The sequence below is a fragment of the Leifsonia sp. KNZ12-8B genome, from assembly GCF_056755495.1.
On sequence record NZ_JBPGXM010000008.1, the window covers coordinates 1 to 15,599 of the forward strand.

A 15,599-nucleotide genomic window follows, 5' to 3' on the forward strand; every position below is an offset into this window, starting at 1 on the left:
AGATGTGTATAAGAGACAGATGCTCATGCCGTGATCTCGGGGGGTGCCCGTCGGCGGGCGACACGTTCGACGTCCGTTCCGGCCGGTGCCCTGCTGCTCCTGGTCCTGGCCGGCGCGGTGCTGAGCGGCTGCACGCCCGGCGCCGCCGCGGCCGGACACGAGCCGTGGCCGGGGGGTTCGCACCCCGCGACCGGGTCGCCGACGGCGACCCCGCACCGCACACCGCCGCCGACCGTCACGCCGACGCCGCGGCCGACCCCGACCTCCCTGCCGCCGGCCGCGACGCCGACCCCGTCGACCCCGCCGGCGCCTCCCGCGTTCGACAGGAGCGCCCACTCGATCGACGACCCCGCGAGCCCGTGGGTCGTGGTCAACAAGTCGCGGGCCCTCTCGCCCGACACCTACGCGCCGAGCGACCTGGTGTACCCGGACGTGCGCTACATGAACCGGCAGCCGATGCGCCAGGAGGTCGCCACCGCCCTGGTCGCCATGTTCCGGGCCGGCAAGGGGGAGGCCGGGCTCGACTTCTCGGTGCAGAGCGCCTACCGCTCGTACGACTCGCAGACGCGGGTCTACGACGAGGACGTCGCCGAGCACGGCAAGACCTACGCCGACACCGACACCGCCCGTCCCGGTCACAGCGAGCACCAGACCGGCCTCGCCGTCGACATCAGCGCCGTGCCGGCGCGCTGCTCGCTCGACGCCTGCTTCGGGAAGACGCCGCAGGGGGAGTGGCTCGCCGCGAACGCGTGGCGGTTCGGCTTCCTGCTGCGGTACCCGGCCGACAAGGTCTCCGTGACCGGATTCACCTTCGAGCCCTGGCACTTCCGGTACATCGGAGAGCCGCTGGCCGCCGAGCTGCACCGCACCGGCGTGACGACGCTGGAGGAGTTCTTCGCCGTCCCGGGAGGCACCGAATATCGCTGACCGAACGGGGCGGCGGGTCGGCGCTTGTGCCGACTGGACAGCGCCTCCCGCGCCCGTATGGTGAAAGCATGATGCTCGATATGGAAGCGGTGCAGCAGAGCGAGATCCGCCGGCAGCGCGCGCTGGCCGGTCTCGGCATCGTCGACACCGGTCGCGAGGACCGCTTCGACCGGGTCACCCGGATGGCGCAGCAGCTCTTCGGCGTCCCGATGGTGAGCGTCACCCTGCTCGACGGCGAGCGGCAGTGGCGCAAGTCGCAGATCGGCCTGACCGAGGAGGCTCCCCGCGAGGGGGCGTTCTGCGATCTCACGGTGCGCCAGGACGCCGCCCTGATCGTCGACGACGCCGCAGCCGACGACCGCTTCAGCGCCAACCCGTTCGTGATCGGCGACCCCCACCTCCGCTTCTACGCCGGGGAGCCGCTGCACGCGCCGGGAGGCGAGGCCGTCGGCACCCTCTGCGTGCTCGACACCGAGCCGCGCACCCTCACCGCGGGCGAGCAGCGGCTGCTGCGCGACCTCGCCGACTGGGTGCAGGCCGAGCTCGACCGCGAGGAGGAGCTCGACCGCGCCGCCGTCGCCCAGAAGGGGCTGCTGCCGCGGCGCAAGCCGGCCGCGCCCGGCTACGACGTCGCCGCCGCGTGCGAGCCCTCCCGGGGCGTCGCCGGCGACTTCTACGACTGGTACGACGCCGACGACGGGTTCTGCGTGACCGTCGGCGACGTGATGGGCAAGGGGATGGCCGCGGCCATCGTCGCCGCCTCGGTCCGGACCGCGCTGCGCAGCACCATGGGGTTCGCCGACCTGGAGCAGGCCGTCGCCACGGCCTCCCGGGTCGTCGAGGAGGATCTCGACCAGCTCGCGACGTTCGTGACGGTCTTCCACGCCCGGCTGCACGCCGACGGCCGGGTGGACTACGTCGACGCGGGCCACGGACTCGCCTTCGTGGTGCACGAGCGCGGACCGCTGGACCGGCTGCCCTCCGGCTCCCTGCCGCTGGGCATCCCGTGGCCGGAGCCGCGCACGCCGGGCGCGCTCACGCTCGGGGACGGCGACGTGCTGGTCTGCGTGAGCGACGGCGTGCTCGACGCGCTCGGCGGCGACCGGGCGCTCTCGCGGCTGGAGGCGATCGTCCGCAGCTCGCCCACCGCGGCGGGAGCGGTCTCCCGGATCGTCGGCGCCGCCCGGGCGGGTGTCCCGATCGACGACATCACGGCCGTTGTCGTGCGGAGGAGCGGCCGGTGAGGCTCGCGGTCCTCCGCGTCGTAGCCCTGCTCGCCGTGCTGGCGGGCGTCAACTACGTCGTCTGGCGCTGGCTGGCCTCCATCAACTGGGAGGCGTGGTGGATCGCCGTGCCGCTCGTGATCGCCGAGACCTACAGCGTGATCGACACGCTGTTCTTCGCCATGACGATGTGGCGGCTGAAGGTGCGGTCCGGGCCAGAGGCGCCGGCGCGCGGTACCGCCGACGTCTTCATCACGACGTACGACGAGCCGGTCGAGCTGGTCATGACGACCGCCGAAGCCGCGCAGCGGATCCGCTATCCGCACAGCACGTGGATCCTCGACGACGGCGCCCGGCCCGAGATGCGGCGGGCGGCCGAGCGGGCCGGCATCGGCTACGTGACCCGTTCCGACGACTGGACCGACAAGCCGCGGCACGCCAAGGCGGGCAACCTCAACAACGCGCTCTTCGCCACCGAGGGCGAGTTCCTGCTCATCCTCGATGCCGACCAGATCCCGGAGCCGGAGATCCTCGACCGCACCCTCGGCTACTTCGCCGACCCCGAGGTCGCCCTGGTGCAGACGCCGCAGTACTTCACCAACGTCGACGAGGCCGACCCGCTCGGCAACCAGGCGCCGCTGTTCTACGGCCCGATCCAGCAGGGCAAGGACGGCTGGAACGCCGCCTTCTTCTGCGGCTCCAACGCCGTGCTGCGCCGGGAGGCGCTGATGCAGCTCGGCATCGTCGGGTACGTCCGCGACGTCGAGCGGGCCGTGCGCGCCGCGCTGCGCACCTCCGATCGCGTGCTGGCCAAGGCCGCGCGGAACGCCCGTCGCGAGCCGGAGACCGCCGCGCTGATCCGGGACGTGCGCGTGCACGTCGCCCAGGCGACCGCCCGGCTGGAGGCGGGCGACAGCGTCGGCGAGGTGACCTACCGGCTGCAGCAGGACGTCGACCGCGTCTCGCGGTCCGCGGTCGACCGCGACCTGGCCGCCATGCAGGAGGACCTCGCCGCCATCGCGTCGCTGCCGATCGAGCACGACGCCGAGCTGGCGGCCTTCGTCGTCGACGAGGAGTCGCTGGAGCGCCTGGCCGAGCGCGAGTGGTCGCCGCTCGGCGCGATCGAGTCGGTGCAGACGATCGTCGGCGCCGTCGCGGTCGACCGCCCGGACGAGGCGCAGCCGGTGATGCCGATGGCCACCATCTCGGTCACGGAGGACATGGCCACCGCCATGCAGCTGCACGCCAACGGCTGGCGGAGCGTCTACCACCACGAGATCCTCGCCTACGGCCTGGCGCCGGAGGACCTCGGCACCATGCTGAAGCAGCGGCTGCGCTGGGCGCAGGGAACGCTTCAGGTGATGCTGAAGGACAACCCGCTGTTCAAGAAGGGCCTCTCGGCGGGCCAGCGGCTGATGTACTTCGCGACGATGTGGAGCTATCTGTCCGGCTTCGCGGCCGTGGTCTACCTCGCCGCGCCCGCCATCTACCTGCTGGCGGGCGTGATGCCCGTGACCGCGTGGAGCGTCGACTTCTTCGCCCGGTTCATCCCGTACTTCGTGCTGAGCCAGCTGATGTTCCTCGTGGCGGCGCACGGCGTGCGGACGTGGCGTGGGCAGCAGTACGCGCTGGCCCTGTTCCCCCTCTGGATCCGGGCCTGCTGCACGGCGGCGGCCAACGTGTGGTTCGGCCGCCCGCTCGGCTTCGTCGTCACGCCCAAGACCCGCTCCGGGCGCGCGCCCATCCCGTGGCGGCAGATCTGGCCGCAGCTGACGGCGATGGCGGTGCTGGTGCTCGCCACCATCATCGGCGTGGGCCGCGTGATCGCCGGAACGGCCGACGGCGTCGGCACGCTCGTGAACACGGTGTGGGTCGCCTACGATGTCGTGGTGCTGAGCGTCATCCTCCGCGCCGCGCTCTACCGCGGGCCGGCGGCCGTCGCGCCGCCCGAGACCGCCGAGGAAGGAACGCGTTGAACATCTCCACCACCATCCGCCCGGACGGGGTCGCCGTGCTCGCCGCGGACGGCCGCCTGAACGTCGTCACCGCCCCCACCATCCGGAGGGAGGTGCAGCGGGTCGTGGAGGAGGGGCACGCACGCGTCGCGGTCGACCTCTCCGGCGTCGAGTTCATCGACTCCTCCGGCCTCGGCGCGCTCGTCAGCGGCCTCAAGACCGCGCGCACCGCCGGCGGCGACCTGCGGCTGAGCGGCGCGGGCGAGCAGGTGTCGAGCGTGCTGGCGCTGACGCGGCTCGACCGCATCCTCCGGGTCTACGGCGAGCCGGACGACGCGTATCGTGACTGAGCCGTTCTCGGCCTCCTTCGTCGCCCCCGCCGACCTCGCCACCATCGAGCGGGTGCACGGGATGTTCGACCGGCTCGCGGACGAGCGCCCGGACCTCCCCGAGCAGACCAGGTCGGCGTTCGAGCTCGCCGTCGTCGAGGTCGTGACCAACGTCGTCCAGCACAGCCCCGACCGGCCGCCGGTCACGGTCGAGCTGCGCATCGAGGCGACCCCGGGCGGGCTGGAGGCCGTGGTCACCGACACCGCGCCTCCCGCCGCCGTCGACCTGGACGCCGCCGCGCTGCCCGAGGACGACCTGGCCGAGAGCGGCCGCGGGCTCGCGCTCGTCGGCCTGCTGGTCGACCGCTTCGAGCACGAGCCGCTGGCCGCCGGGAACCGGTGGTCGCTGGGCGTCTCGGCCTAGGCGCCGCCTACGCGCCGCCGAGGGCGTCGCTCACGATGCGGCGCGCCTCCTCCTGCACCTCGCGCAGGTTCTCCTCGCCCGCGAACGACTCGGCGTAGATCTTGTACACGTTCTCGGTGCCGCTGGGCCGCGCGGCGAACCACGCCTTCTCGGTCTGCACCTTCACGCCGCCGAGGGGAGCATCGTTCCCGGGCGCGCGGCTCAGCTTCGCGGTGATCGGCTCGCCGGCGAGCTCGGTCGCGGCGATCGCGTCGCCGTCGAGCTTGCCGAGTGCGGCCTTCTCGGCGGGGGAGGCGGGCGCGTCGACGCGCTGGTACACCGGGTCGCCGAAGCGCTCTGTCAGCTCGCGGTACAGCTCGGACGGCGACTTGCCGGTCACCGCGCGGATCTCGCTGGCGAGGAGGGCGAGCAGGATGCCGTCCTTGTCCGTCGTCCAGACCGAGCCGTCGAAGCGCAGGAAGCTCGCGCCGGCGCTCTCCTCGCCGCCGAAGCCGACCGAGCCGTCGATGAGGCCGGGGACGAACCACTTGAAGCCGACCGGAACCTCCCAGAGCCGCCGGCCCAGCGACTCCGCGACACGGTCGATGATCGACGACGAGACGAGGGTCTTGCCGACCGCCGCGTCCTTCCGCCAGCCGGTGCGGGTGCGGAAGAGGTAGTCGATCGCGACCGCGAGGTAGTGGTTCGGGTTCATCAGACCGCCGTCGGGCGTCACGATGCCGTGGCGGTCCGCGTCGGCGTCGTTGCCGGTGAGGATGTCGTAGTCGGCGCGGCGCGCCACGACCGAGGCCATCGCCGAGGGGCTCGACGGGTCCATCCGGATCTTGCCGTCCCAGTCGAGCGTCATGAAGCTCCAGGTCGGGTCGACGTCCGGGTTCACCACGGTCAGATCGAGGCCGTAGCGCTCGGCGATCGCCTCCCAGTAGTGCACGCTCGCGCCGCCCAGCGGGTCGGCGCCGATGCGGATGCCGGAGTCCTTGATCGCCTTGACGTCGATGATGTTCTCGAGGTCGTCCACGTAGTGGCCGCGGAAGTCGTACGTCTCGACGCCGCTCGGCTCGGCCTGGCGCACCTCCCGCATCCCGTTCGCGATGATCTCGTTGGCGCGCTCGGCGATCCACTTCGTCGCGTCGGTGTCGGCCGGTCCGCCGTGCGGCGGGTTGTACTTGAAGCCGCCGTCGGCAGGCGGGTTGTGGCTCGGCGTGACCACGATGCCGTCGGCCTGGTCGCCGTGCTCCTCGCGGTTGTAGCGGATGATCGCGTGCGACAGCGCGGGGGTGGGCACCCAGTCGTCGAACTCGTCCACCAGCACGCGCACCTCGTTGCCGACGAGCACGGCGAGGGCGCTCGTCGTCGCGAACTCGCTCAGCAGGTGCGTGTCGGCGCCGAGGAAGAGCGGACCGGTGATGCCCTCCTTGTTGCGGTACTCCACGATGGCCTGGGTGGTCGCGAGGATGTGGTCCTCGTTGAAGGCCGTGTTCAGCGAGCTGCCGCGGTGGCCCGAGGTGCCGAAGACGACCCGCTGCTCCGGGATGCTGACATCCGGCTTGAGCTCGTAGTACGCCCGGCGGAGGGCATCCACGTCGATGAGGTCGGAGGGCTGAGCGGGCGTGCCTGCGCGATCGGTCATGCCTCCTATGCTTCCACGGCGGCCCGGCGCGGGCGAGTGGTGGGAGCGGCGCCGGGTTCGTCAGCGCGGGCGCACCGGCTGCCGCAGCACGGTCCGCAGCTTCTCGGGGGCGCTGCGGCGCGGGTCGCCGAGGTAGATCTCGTGGTGGAGGCCGTTCTCGACCAGGCCGCGGCCGGGGATCACCTCGCGGTGGAGGCGGAGGAGCGCGGGCGCCTCGTCGTCGTAGCTGCCGATGTGGAGCAGCTGCAGGGAGCGGCCCTCCTCCAGCGTCCGCTGCTCGACCCGGTCGAGCGGGAGGTGGGGCTTTTTGGCGCGTGCGGTGGCGAGCCCCGCCTCCACCTCGGCGTCCGAGACCTGGTCGGGGAGGGGGAGGAGCATGGTCCAGCTCCACCGGCCCTTGGCGCGCGAGGCGAAGTCGGCGTAGTCGTCGCTCCACCAGAGCCCCTCCAGCGGGCCCACCACGAAGTCGTCCCCGCTGCGGGTCTTGAAGGCGGCGCGGGTCGCGTAGCCGGCGGTGAACAGCGACTCCACCGCGGCGGCGTACTCGGGCGCGGTGTTCGGGTCGCCGTGGCCGTCGATCGCGAGGTACCGCCGCGGGGGCACGTCGACCTCGACCCAGTCGGCGGCGCCAGGGGCGTAGAGGTGCTCGAGGTCCTTCTTGAGGTCGATCCGCACGGCGTCAGGCTAGCGCGGGGCGTCGGTAAGCTGAACGCCATGTCCAGCGCCCCCGCCGAGCCGACCGCCGAACTGCCCGCGTCCGTCGACGAGGTGTACAGCTTCCTGGGGCCGTCCGGCACCTTCACCGAGGCGGCGCTCAAGCAGGTGCCGGAGGCGCGCGGCAAGCACTGGCGCTCTGTCAACAACGTGGGGGAGGCGCTCGCCGACGTCACAGCGGGCCGCAGCGTCGCCGCCATGATCGCGATCGAGAACTCGATCGAGGGCGGCGTCTCGGTCGCGCAGGACGCGCTGGCGACCATCCCCGGCCTCCGCATCATCGGCGAGTACCTGGTGCCGGTGAACTTCGTGCTCGTGGCCCGGCCGGGCACGACGCTCGCCGACGTGAAGACCATCAACGCGCATCCCGTCGCCTACGCCCAGTGCCACAGGTGGCTGGATGCGACGCTGCCCGAGCACGGCCATCTCCCGGCGTCGAGCAACGTGGCAGCGGCCTCCTCGCTGTTCGACGGGAGCCCGGCCGACGCCGCCATCGCCCCTCCCGGCATCGTCGACCACTTCGACGTGGAGGTGCTGGCCGAGAACATCGGCGACAACCCCAACGCGGTCACCCGCTTCGTGCTCGTCAGCACCACGCGCAGCGTGCCCGCGCCGACGGGCGCCGACAAGACCAGCCTCATCGCCGAGCTGCCGGACGACCGTCCCGGCGCGCTCCTCGACCTGCTGGAGCAGTTCTCGACGCGCGGCATCAACCTCAGCCTCATCGAGTCGCGGCCGATCGGCGACGCCCTCGGCCGGTACCGGTTCGTCATCGACGCGGACGGCCACATCCACGACGAGCGGGTCGCCGACGCGCTGCTGGGCCTGCGCCGGTTCAGCCCGTCGGTGATCTTCCTGGGCTCGTACCCGCGCGCCGACGAGGTGGCGGTCGACTTCGACCAGCGCTACCGCGACGAGGTCTTCACGGAGGCGCGGGAGTGGCTGGCGTCGCTCACCGAGGAGCCGCCCCAGGCGTAGGCTGCGCAGCGAAAGGCGGACACCATGATCGCGGACGACGAGCAGCAGGACGTGTCCCGCACGGGCGACTTCGACCCGCGCTACGACCCGGCGTTCCAGCGCGGCTACACGCCACGGCCGGGGGAGGTCTCGCGGACCCGCACCAGGACGCCCGGCTACCGCGGCACCAGCACGCGGCCGAGCCGGCCCGACTGGGACGACGAGCGCGATGCCGTCCCCGACGGGCCGGCCGGAACGCTGAGCAGCCTGCGGACGGCTGCGCCCGCGCCCGCAGGCGCCGCCGCGGTCGGCGCCGTGGCCGGTGCGCCCGCACCCGGTGCGCCCGCCGACGGGACGCCGGTGGTGGTCGCCGCTCCCGGCTTCCTCGACCGTCTCGACGTCTCGCCCCGCCGCAACCGCTGGATGCTCGCTCTCTGGCTGGTCGGCGGGGGCTTCGTCGTCCTCGGCATCGTCTTCTACTGCATCTCGGTGAGCATCTCGTACGCCGGACCGGCCCCGGGCAGCGACGTCGGCTCCCTCGTCATCGCCCAGCTGGGCTGGATGCTCGCGGCTCCCCTGGTCACCGTCGGACTGCTCACCCTGGTCGCCCTCCTGTTCCTCACGGCACTCGTCGGCCGGCGGTCGGCGGCGGCGGAGGAGGACGAGGGCGCCGAGGAGGAGGGCGAGGGGCTGTAGGCGGCCTCAGCCCGACTGACGGCGCCGGCCCGCCCGCACGGCGAAGGCGTCGAGCGCGTCCAGCACCCCCTGGTTCACCCAGACGCGTCGGCGCTGCTTCGAGTTGCCTACCGCCAGCACGCCGCGTTCGACGAGCTGGGCCAGTCCGTTCGTCACGGCCGGCTTGCTGGCGCCGGTCGCCCGCATCGCCGTGCCCAGGTTGATCACGGGATACTCGAGCGTGGCCGTGGCGATGACCCGCGCGGTGGCGTCCGCCCGGATGCCGGCCATGATCGCTCAGCTCGGCACCTTCACCCGCAGGGACCGCTCCTCCACCCGGAGGGTCAGCTCCACCGCCGAGCCGAAGGCGTCGCCGTCGAGCTCGAACGGCTCCGGCTGCTCGACGCGGAGGCCGACCACGGCGCCGCGCAGGTAGCTCAGCCGGGTGCGGATGGCCCGGTCCGTGAAGCGGATGATGCGGCGGCCGAGCGCGCTCTTGCGGAGCACCCGGTTCTCCCACGTGACCTTGCGCCAGATCGCCAGCCAGCCGAACACCGAGGCGGGCTGCACGATCGCGACGTCGAGGAGGCCGTCGTCCACCTCCCCGTCGGGGATGAGCTGCATGTTGCCGGGAAGGACGCCGCAGTTCGCCACCAGGATCGTGCTCACCTGCGCCGAGTGCTCGTGGCCGCCGTCGAGCCGGTACCGGACGCGGACCTTCGTGGCCTTCGGCAGCGCGCGGAAGGCCGCGTCGACGTACGCGACCCAGCCGAGGCGGCGCTTGAGAGCGGGACGGGCGTTGGCGATCATCGCGGCGTCGATGCCGACGCCGGCCATGACCAGGAAGGCGTGCTCGCTGGTGGAGCCGTCGACGCGCCTGGCCGTGGCGACGCCGACGTCGATGCGGCGCGTTGCGCCCTCGAACGCCACGCGGCACGCCTCCTCCACGGCGGCGAACGGCACACCGAGGTTGCGCGCGAGGAGGTTGCCGGTCCCCGCGGGCAGGAGGCCGAGCGTCGCGTCCGTCCCGCGGACCGCCTCCGCCACCGCCCGCACCGTGCCGTCGCCGCCGGCGGCGAGCACCAGCCGGGCGCCGCGGCCGAGCGCCTCCCGCACCTGGGCCTGACCGCCCTGCTCGGGCGTGGTCTCGAGCCACATCAGCTCGGTGATGCCCGCCCGCTCCGCAGCGGCCTCCACCGCCGCGCGGACGCGCGGGAGGTCCACACGCACGGGGTTGCACACGACGGCGACCGGCCCGACGGGGGCGCTGTCGGGCGCGGTGTCGTGATCGGTGTCGCGGCCGGTGTTGCGGGCGATATCCCCGGGCGCCGAATCCTCCCGTACCGTGCCGTCCCACTCGTCCACGGCTTCACGCTACCGGTCGGCGGGCTCCGATCCGTCGCCCGCGGCGAAGAGGCGCAGCCCGACCGCGGAAGCGAACCCACCGGCGACCAGGGCGACCTCGAATCCCGCCAGGTGCTCGAGGTGGCGCGACATCCGCAGCGGACCGACGTCGACGGCGTCGGTGCCGAGCCCGGTCGCCAGGGCGAGGACGAGGCGCTTGGCGTCCGCGTCGTCCGCGGCGACGAAGGTCTGCGGCCGCAGGTCGCCGGCGAGCAGCTCGGCGTAGACGGTGTTGAACGCCTTGACCACGCGGGAGCCGGGGAGGGCGGCCGCCATCCGCTCGGCGAGCGACGGGCCGCTGCCGTACCGGCTCTCCCAGTAGCCGGGCGCGAGCGGATCGCCGGGCTCCAGCGGGTTGCCGAGGTCGATGACGACGCGTCCGGCGAGGTCGTCCGAGAGGGAGGAGACGACCTCCAGGGCCACCGGATCGGGCACCGCGACGATCACGACCTCGCAGCGCGCGGCGGTGCGGTGGTCGGCGCCCGACGCACCGGCCGCCGGCCCGCCCAGCGCCTCCGCCGTCGCGAGGGCCCGCGCCGGATCGCGGCTTCCCACCACGACGGCGTGCCCGGCCCGGACGAGCCGGCGGCCGAGCGCGGAGGTCATGCTCCCGGTGCCGAGCAGCCCGACGCGCACCGGCTACTCCTCGTCGGCGATGACGATCTCGACGCCGGCGGCGGCGATGGCCTTCAGCTCGGCGGGATCGGCCGAGCTGTCGGTGATGAGCATGGCGACCTGGTCGATGCCCGCCATCTGCGCGAGCGCCACTCGGCCGACCTTCGAGCCGTCGGCGACCACGACGGTCCGCTGCGCCTTGGCGACCATCGCACGGTTGGTGCGGGCCTCTGTCTCGTCGTGCGTGCTCACCCCGGTCGCCGCGGTGATGCCGTCCGCGCCCAGGATGGCGGTCCCGACGTTCACTGCGTTGAAGGTGCCTTCGGCCAGCGCGCCGACCAGCTCCAGCGACTGGCGCCGGAGGAAGCCGCCGGTCATCACCACGCGCACGCCCGGGTACTCCGACAGCAGGTTGGCGATGGTGAGCGAATTGGTCACCACGGCGATGTCCTCGTGGTCGGCGAGGGCCCTGGCGACGCTGGCGGTCGTCGTACCGCCGCTGAGCGCGACGACGTGCCGCTCCGCGGGGAGGCGCCGGACCATGGCCTTCGCGATGGCGCGCTTGGCCTCCTGGAAGCGGGTGTCGCGCAGCGCGACCGGGATCTCGCGCCCGCGCTCCAGCGCGGATGCGCCGCCGTGCGTGCGCAGGATCAGTCTCTGGTCGGCCAGCGCGGTGAGGTCGCGCCGCACCGTGGCCGGGGAGATGCCGAGCGTCTCGGACAGCTCGCCGAGGCTCACAGTGCCGCGCTCGGCGATGAGGTCGAGCAGCCGGGCGAGGCGCTGCGAGCGGCGGCCGGAGGCTGCCCGCGCGATGAGGGCCTCGGCTGAGGCGGCGACCATGGCTCCCCCTTCGATTCGTCGAAGCGATCAGTCGTGCTGATCACTTTATACGCGATTCGCTCATTTCATTGCGTGGATCACACAGGCTGTCGGATGATCGCACCATGCCTCAGATCGTCTTCCTCGGCGCCGGGAGCGTCGTCTTCACCCGTCAGCTGCTCGCCGACCTCTTCCGGTTCGACGACCTCCCGCCGCTGCGCATCGTCCTGCACGACATCGACGCCGAACGCCTGGAGGTCGCCCGCGGCACCGCCGAGCAGGTCGCCGAGCGCTTCGGGCGCCGGGCCGAGATCGTCGCCGCTGCGGACCGCCGGGAGGCGCTCGCCGGGGCCGACTTCGTCATCAACATGATCCAGGTGGGCGGCATCGCGGCCACCCGCATCGACCTGGAGGTGCCGGCCGCGGCCGGGCTGCTGCAGACCATCGGCGACACCACCGGCGTCGGGGGCGTCTTCCGCGGCCTCCGCACCTTCCCTGTCCTGACCGGGATCGCGAACGACATGATGGAGCTCTGCCCCGACGCGTGGTTCCTCAACTACACCAATCCGATGGCCATGAACGTGTGGTGGCTCTCGGTCGTCGCACCACGGCTCAAGACCGTCGGCCTGTGCCACAGCGTCTTCTGGACCGTCCACGACCTGTGCGAGCTGATCGGCGTGCCGCTGGAGGGCACCCACTACCGCGCGGCGGGCGTCAACCACCAGGCCTGGCTGCTGGAGTGGTCGCGCGACGGCGAGGACCTGTACCCCCGGCTCCGGGAGGCGATCGAGCGAGACCCCGAGCTGCGCCGCCGGGTGCGCGTGGAGATCTTCCGCCGCATCGGCTTCTACCCGACCGAGACGAGCGAGCACTCGTCGGAGTACCTCGACTGGTTCCTGCGCTCGCCCGAGCAGATCGAGCGGTTCCGCATCGAGCCGCTGCAGTACATCGGCATCTCGGAGGAGAACGTCGCCGAGTTCGGCCAGGCCAAGGCTCTCCTCGCCGAGGGGCGACCGCTGGAGCTGGAGGACAGCGCCACCGAGTACGCGCCGCAGGTCATCCACTCGATCCTCACCGGAACCGAGCGCACCATCCACGCGAACGTCGTCAACCGCGGCCTGATCGGCAACCTGCCGGAGGGCGCCGTCGTCGAGGTGCCCGCCCGCGTGGACGCGTCCGGGGTCCACCCGGAGCCGTTCGGCGACATCCCGGTGCAGGGCGCCGCGCTCAACCGCGCCTACCTGTCGGTCGCGGAGCTCGCCATCGAGGCCGCCCGCACCGGCGACCCAGAACTCGTCCGCCGCGCGGTGCTCGCCGATCCGAACGCCAGCTCGTCGCTGACGCCCGAGCAGATCTGGGCCCTGTGCGACGAGCTGACCGAGCGGCACGCCGACCTGCTGCCGGAGGCGCTCGGCGGGCGGCTCCGGACCGAGCCGGTCGCGGCGGCGGCGACGCATCCCGAAACCCCGCTGTAACGAACGAGCAGCAGAAGTGAGCGTTTCGCACAAAACTGTTGTCAAACGCTCAGTGCTCGCCCAATGATGAAGGCATCCGGAGGCTCACCCGCCCCCGCACGACACACCAGGAGCACCACGTGACACTCACCTCCCGCGAAATCGACAGCCAGCCGGACATCTGGCGGCGGGCGCTCGATACGCTGTCCGCCCGCGCCGGCGAGCTGCTCCCGCTCCCGGGGGCCCGCGTGCTGGTGCTCGGCTGCGGGACGTCCGCCTTCGCCGCCGGGTCGTTCGCGGCGCTGCGCGAGCAGGCCGGGTTCGGCGAGACCGACGCGGCCTACGCGTCCGAGCCGTGGCCGTGGCGCGGCTACGACGCCGTGGTGCTGCTCAGCCGGTCCGGCACGACGACCGAGGTCGTCCAGGCCTTCGACCGCATCCCGGCCGGTGTCCGCACCATCGCGGTCACGGGTGTGGCCGATTCGCCGGTCGCCGAGCGGGCCGACGACGTGCTGCTGCTCGACTTCGCGGACGAGGAGTCGGTCGTGCAGACCCGCTTCCCGACCACCTTCCTGCTGCTGGCCCGGGCCGCGTTCGGCGAGGATGTCAGCGGGCTGCCCGACCAGGCCGAGGCCGCGCTGGCCCGGGCGCTCGACCTCGAGCCCGCCTCCCTCTCGCACTTCGTCTACCTCGGCAGCGGCTGGACCTACGGACTCGCCCAGGAGGCGGCGCTCAAGATCCGCGAGGCGGCGCAGGCCTGGTCCGAGTCGTACCCGCAGCTCGACTACCGTCACGGCCCGCTGGCCGTCGCCGGCGAGAGCTCGGTCGTGTGGATCATCGGCGACGAGGCCCCCGGCATCGTCGACGACATCGGCGTGACCGGCGCCCGTGTCGTCGTCAGCACGCACGACCCGCTGGTGGAGCTGGTGCAGGCGCAGCGCCTCGCCGTCGCCATCGCCGAGCACCGCGGGCTCAACCCCGACACCCCCCGCAACCTGACCCGGTCGATCGTCCTGAACTGAGCCCCGCCTCCCCCCACCGACTGCCGGACCGGGCACCGCACCCGAGAGAAGAGGAACCGACGATGATGACTCCACTCCGCAGACGCCCCCGCACGGCGAGGACCCTGCGCGGCCTCGGCCTCGCCACCGCCGCGGCCCTCGGCATCGCTCTGGCCGGGTGCAGCGGGTCGCAGGGGGCGACCACGCTCGACCCGAAGGCCGACGTCACCATCCAGGTGTGGTCCGGCCAGGCCGACACGGCAGAGAAGCTCATCGAGGGCCTCGCCGACGAGTTCGAGAAGAAGCACCCCAACGTCACCGTGAACGTGTCGCCGGGCGCCTCCTCCACCGAGCAGCTGCTGCAGAAGCTCTCCGCCGGGTTCGCGGGCAACCAGTACCCGGACATCTCCTACGCCTTCGGCTCGTGGGCCGGCGAGCTGGAGTCGTCCGGTCGCACCCTCGACCTCTCCGACGAGGTGAAGAAGCCCGAGGTGAAGTGGGACGAGTTCACCGCTGCGGCGCGCAAGACCGCGCAGCCCACGGGCGGCAAGGTCATCGGCTTCCCGGCCGTCGTCGACAACATCGGCCTCTTCTACAACAAGACGCTGTTCGACAAGGCGGGCCTGGCGTACCCCACCGACGACTGGACGTGGGACGACTTCCGTGCCGCCGCCAAGACGCTGACCGATTCGGCCAACCACGTCTACGGGTACGGCTACTCGGTCTCCGGCAGCGAGGAGACGACCTGGCAGTTCTGGCCGCACCTGTGGCAGAACGGCGGCAAGATCCTGAGCGACGACGGCAGCAAGGCGGCCTTCGACTCCCCGGAGGGTGTGAAGGCGCTGAGCTTCCTGCAGGCGATGGCGGTCGACGACAAGAGCGTCTACCTCGACCAGACCGACCTCAAGTTCGGCCAGCTCTTCGTCAGCGACCGGATCGGGATGATCACCTCCGGCCCCTGGCAGCTCACCGACCTCAAGACCGGCGGCACGAAGTACGGCGTCGTCCAGCTGCCCGGCACCGACGGCGACCACCAGACGGTGTCCGGCCCCGACCTGTGGGCACTGTTCGACCACAAGGACAAGAACCGCGCCTACTGGGCGACGCAGTTCGCCGAGTGGCTGACCTCGGCCGAGCAGGACGAGCGGTTCAACGTGGCGCTGGGCAACCTCCCGCTGCGCTCCTCCGAGGCCGCCTCCGACGCGGTCGTGAAGGAGAACGAGGAGTACCCGGGCTACGACGTGCTCGTGAAGAACGCCGAGAACGTCGAGCAGGCCCGCCCCACCACCAAGGGCTACGCGGCCCTCTCTGTCGAGATCGCCAAGGCCATCTCCTCGGTCCTGCAGGGCGACGGCCAGCCGGAGGAGGCCCTCCGGAAAGCTGCGGACGCCGCCGACGAGCAGCTGAGCAAGTAGGGCGGGTCGCGATGGCGGACACCGTCGTACGTCCGGCCGGCCGGAGACCCGGGCGGG

16 protein-coding genes are annotated in these 15,599 nt (G+C 72.4%); 10 read left to right on the top strand and 6 right to left on the bottom strand.

Features of this window, described 5'->3' with window-relative positions; genetic code table 11:
• The first annotated feature begins 30 nt into the window (after positions 1–30).
• The 5 genes from ACR9ZG_RS02170 to ACR9ZG_RS02190 all read left to right on the top strand — a co-directional run bounded on the left by ACR9ZG_RS02170 (position 31) and on the right by ACR9ZG_RS02190 (position 4,858).
• Complete coding sequence (locus ACR9ZG_RS02170) at positions 31–927, top strand: M15 family metallopeptidase (RefSeq protein ID WP_481283180.1); 897 nt, start codon at positions 31–33, stop codon at positions 925–927.
• A 68-nt stretch (positions 928–995) separates the two neighbouring features.
• Positions 996–2,171, top strand: a complete 1,176-nt coding sequence (locus ACR9ZG_RS02175; RefSeq protein ID WP_481283181.1) for a PP2C family protein-serine/threonine phosphatase — start codon at positions 996–998, stop codon at positions 2,169–2,171.
• Positions 2,168–4,126, top strand: coding sequence for a glycosyltransferase family 2 protein (locus ACR9ZG_RS02180; RefSeq protein ID WP_481283182.1), 1,959 nt, complete (start codon positions 2,168–2,170; stop codon positions 4,124–4,126). The genes ACR9ZG_RS02175 and ACR9ZG_RS02180 overlap by 4 nt, the downstream gene beginning before the upstream one ends.
• Positions 4,123–4,455, top strand: a complete 333-nt coding sequence (locus tag ACR9ZG_RS02185; protein WP_481283183.1) for an STAS domain-containing protein — start codon at positions 4,123–4,125, stop codon at positions 4,453–4,455. Before ACR9ZG_RS02180 ends, ACR9ZG_RS02185 begins: the two co-directional genes overlap by 4 nt.
• Positions 4,448–4,858, top strand: a complete 411-nt coding sequence (locus ACR9ZG_RS02190; RefSeq protein WP_481283184.1) for an ATP-binding protein — start codon at positions 4,448–4,450, stop codon at positions 4,856–4,858. Before ACR9ZG_RS02185 ends, ACR9ZG_RS02190 begins: the two co-directional genes overlap by 8 nt.
• Before the next feature lie 7 nt (positions 4,859–4,865).
• Here the strand turns inward: ACR9ZG_RS02190 and pgm are convergent, their stop codons facing one another.
• Together pgm and ACR9ZG_RS02200 are read right to left on the bottom strand one after the other, a co-directional pair.
• Positions 4,866–6,488, bottom strand: a complete 1,623-nt coding sequence (gene pgm, locus ACR9ZG_RS02195; protein WP_481283185.1) for a phosphoglucomutase (alpha-D-glucose-1,6-bisphosphate-dependent) — start codon at positions 6,486–6,488, stop codon at positions 4,866–4,868.
• A 60-nt stretch (positions 6,489–6,548) separates the two neighbouring features.
• Positions 6,549–7,163, bottom strand: a complete 615-nt coding sequence (locus ACR9ZG_RS02200; RefSeq protein WP_481283186.1) for a GyrI-like domain-containing protein — start codon at positions 7,161–7,163, stop codon at positions 6,549–6,551.
• 39 nt (positions 7,164–7,202) lie between these two features.
• Between ACR9ZG_RS02200 and pheA the strand changes: the two genes are divergently transcribed.
• Together pheA and ACR9ZG_RS02210 are read left to right on the top strand one after the other, a co-directional pair.
• Complete coding sequence (gene pheA / locus ACR9ZG_RS02205; protein ID WP_481283187.1) at positions 7,203–8,180, top strand: prephenate dehydratase; 978 nt, start codon at positions 7,203–7,205, stop codon at positions 8,178–8,180.
• 24 nt (positions 8,181–8,204) lie between these two features.
• Positions 8,205–8,855, top strand: coding sequence for a hypothetical protein (locus ACR9ZG_RS02210; protein WP_481283188.1), 651 nt, complete (start codon positions 8,205–8,207; stop codon positions 8,853–8,855).
• Between the two features lie 6 nt (positions 8,856–8,861).
• On the opposite strand, the gene ACR9ZG_RS02215 is transcribed toward ACR9ZG_RS02210, so the two are convergent.
• The 4 genes from ACR9ZG_RS02215 to ACR9ZG_RS02230 are packed head-to-tail and all read right to left on the bottom strand — an operon-like array spanning position 8,862 to position 11,693.
• Positions 8,862–9,125, bottom strand: a complete 264-nt coding sequence (locus ACR9ZG_RS02215) for a hypothetical protein (RefSeq protein ID WP_481283189.1) — start codon at positions 9,123–9,125, stop codon at positions 8,862–8,864.
• A 6-nt stretch (positions 9,126–9,131) separates the two neighbouring features.
• On the bottom strand, positions 9,132–10,199 hold the full coding sequence (locus ACR9ZG_RS02220) for a diacylglycerol/lipid kinase family protein (protein ID WP_481283190.1): 1,068 nt from the start codon (positions 10,197–10,199) through the stop codon (positions 9,132–9,134).
• A gap of 9 nt (positions 10,200–10,208) precedes the next feature.
• On the bottom strand, positions 10,209–10,874 hold the full coding sequence (locus ACR9ZG_RS02225) for an NADPH-dependent F420 reductase (RefSeq protein ID WP_481283191.1): 666 nt from the start codon (positions 10,872–10,874) through the stop codon (positions 10,209–10,211).
• A 3-nt stretch (positions 10,875–10,877) separates the two neighbouring features.
• Positions 10,878–11,693: a DeoR/GlpR family DNA-binding transcription regulator gene (locus tag ACR9ZG_RS02230; protein WP_481283192.1), complete on the bottom strand. Its 816-nt coding sequence runs from the start codon at positions 11,691–11,693 to the stop codon at positions 10,878–10,880.
• Positions 11,694–11,797: 104 nt separating this feature from the next.
• Between ACR9ZG_RS02230 and melA the strand changes: the two genes are divergently transcribed.
• From melA to ACR9ZG_RS02245, 3 genes are all read left to right on the top strand, one after another.
• A complete protein-coding gene (melA, locus tag ACR9ZG_RS02235; protein ID WP_481283193.1) occupies positions 11,798–13,147 on the top strand; it encodes an alpha-galactosidase in 1,350 nt (449 codons plus the stop codon).
• A 119-nt stretch (positions 13,148–13,266) separates the two neighbouring features.
• The gene (locus tag ACR9ZG_RS02240; RefSeq protein WP_481283194.1) at positions 13,267–14,148 is read left to right on the top strand and encodes an SIS domain-containing protein; all 882 of its coding nucleotides are present in this window, start codon (positions 13,267–13,269) and stop codon (positions 14,146–14,148) included.
• Between the two features lie 62 nt (positions 14,149–14,210).
• Positions 14,211–15,542, top strand: coding sequence for an ABC transporter substrate-binding protein (locus ACR9ZG_RS02245; RefSeq protein ID WP_481283195.1), 1,332 nt, complete (start codon positions 14,211–14,213; stop codon positions 15,540–15,542).
• Positions 15,543–15,599 lie beyond the last annotated feature (57 nt).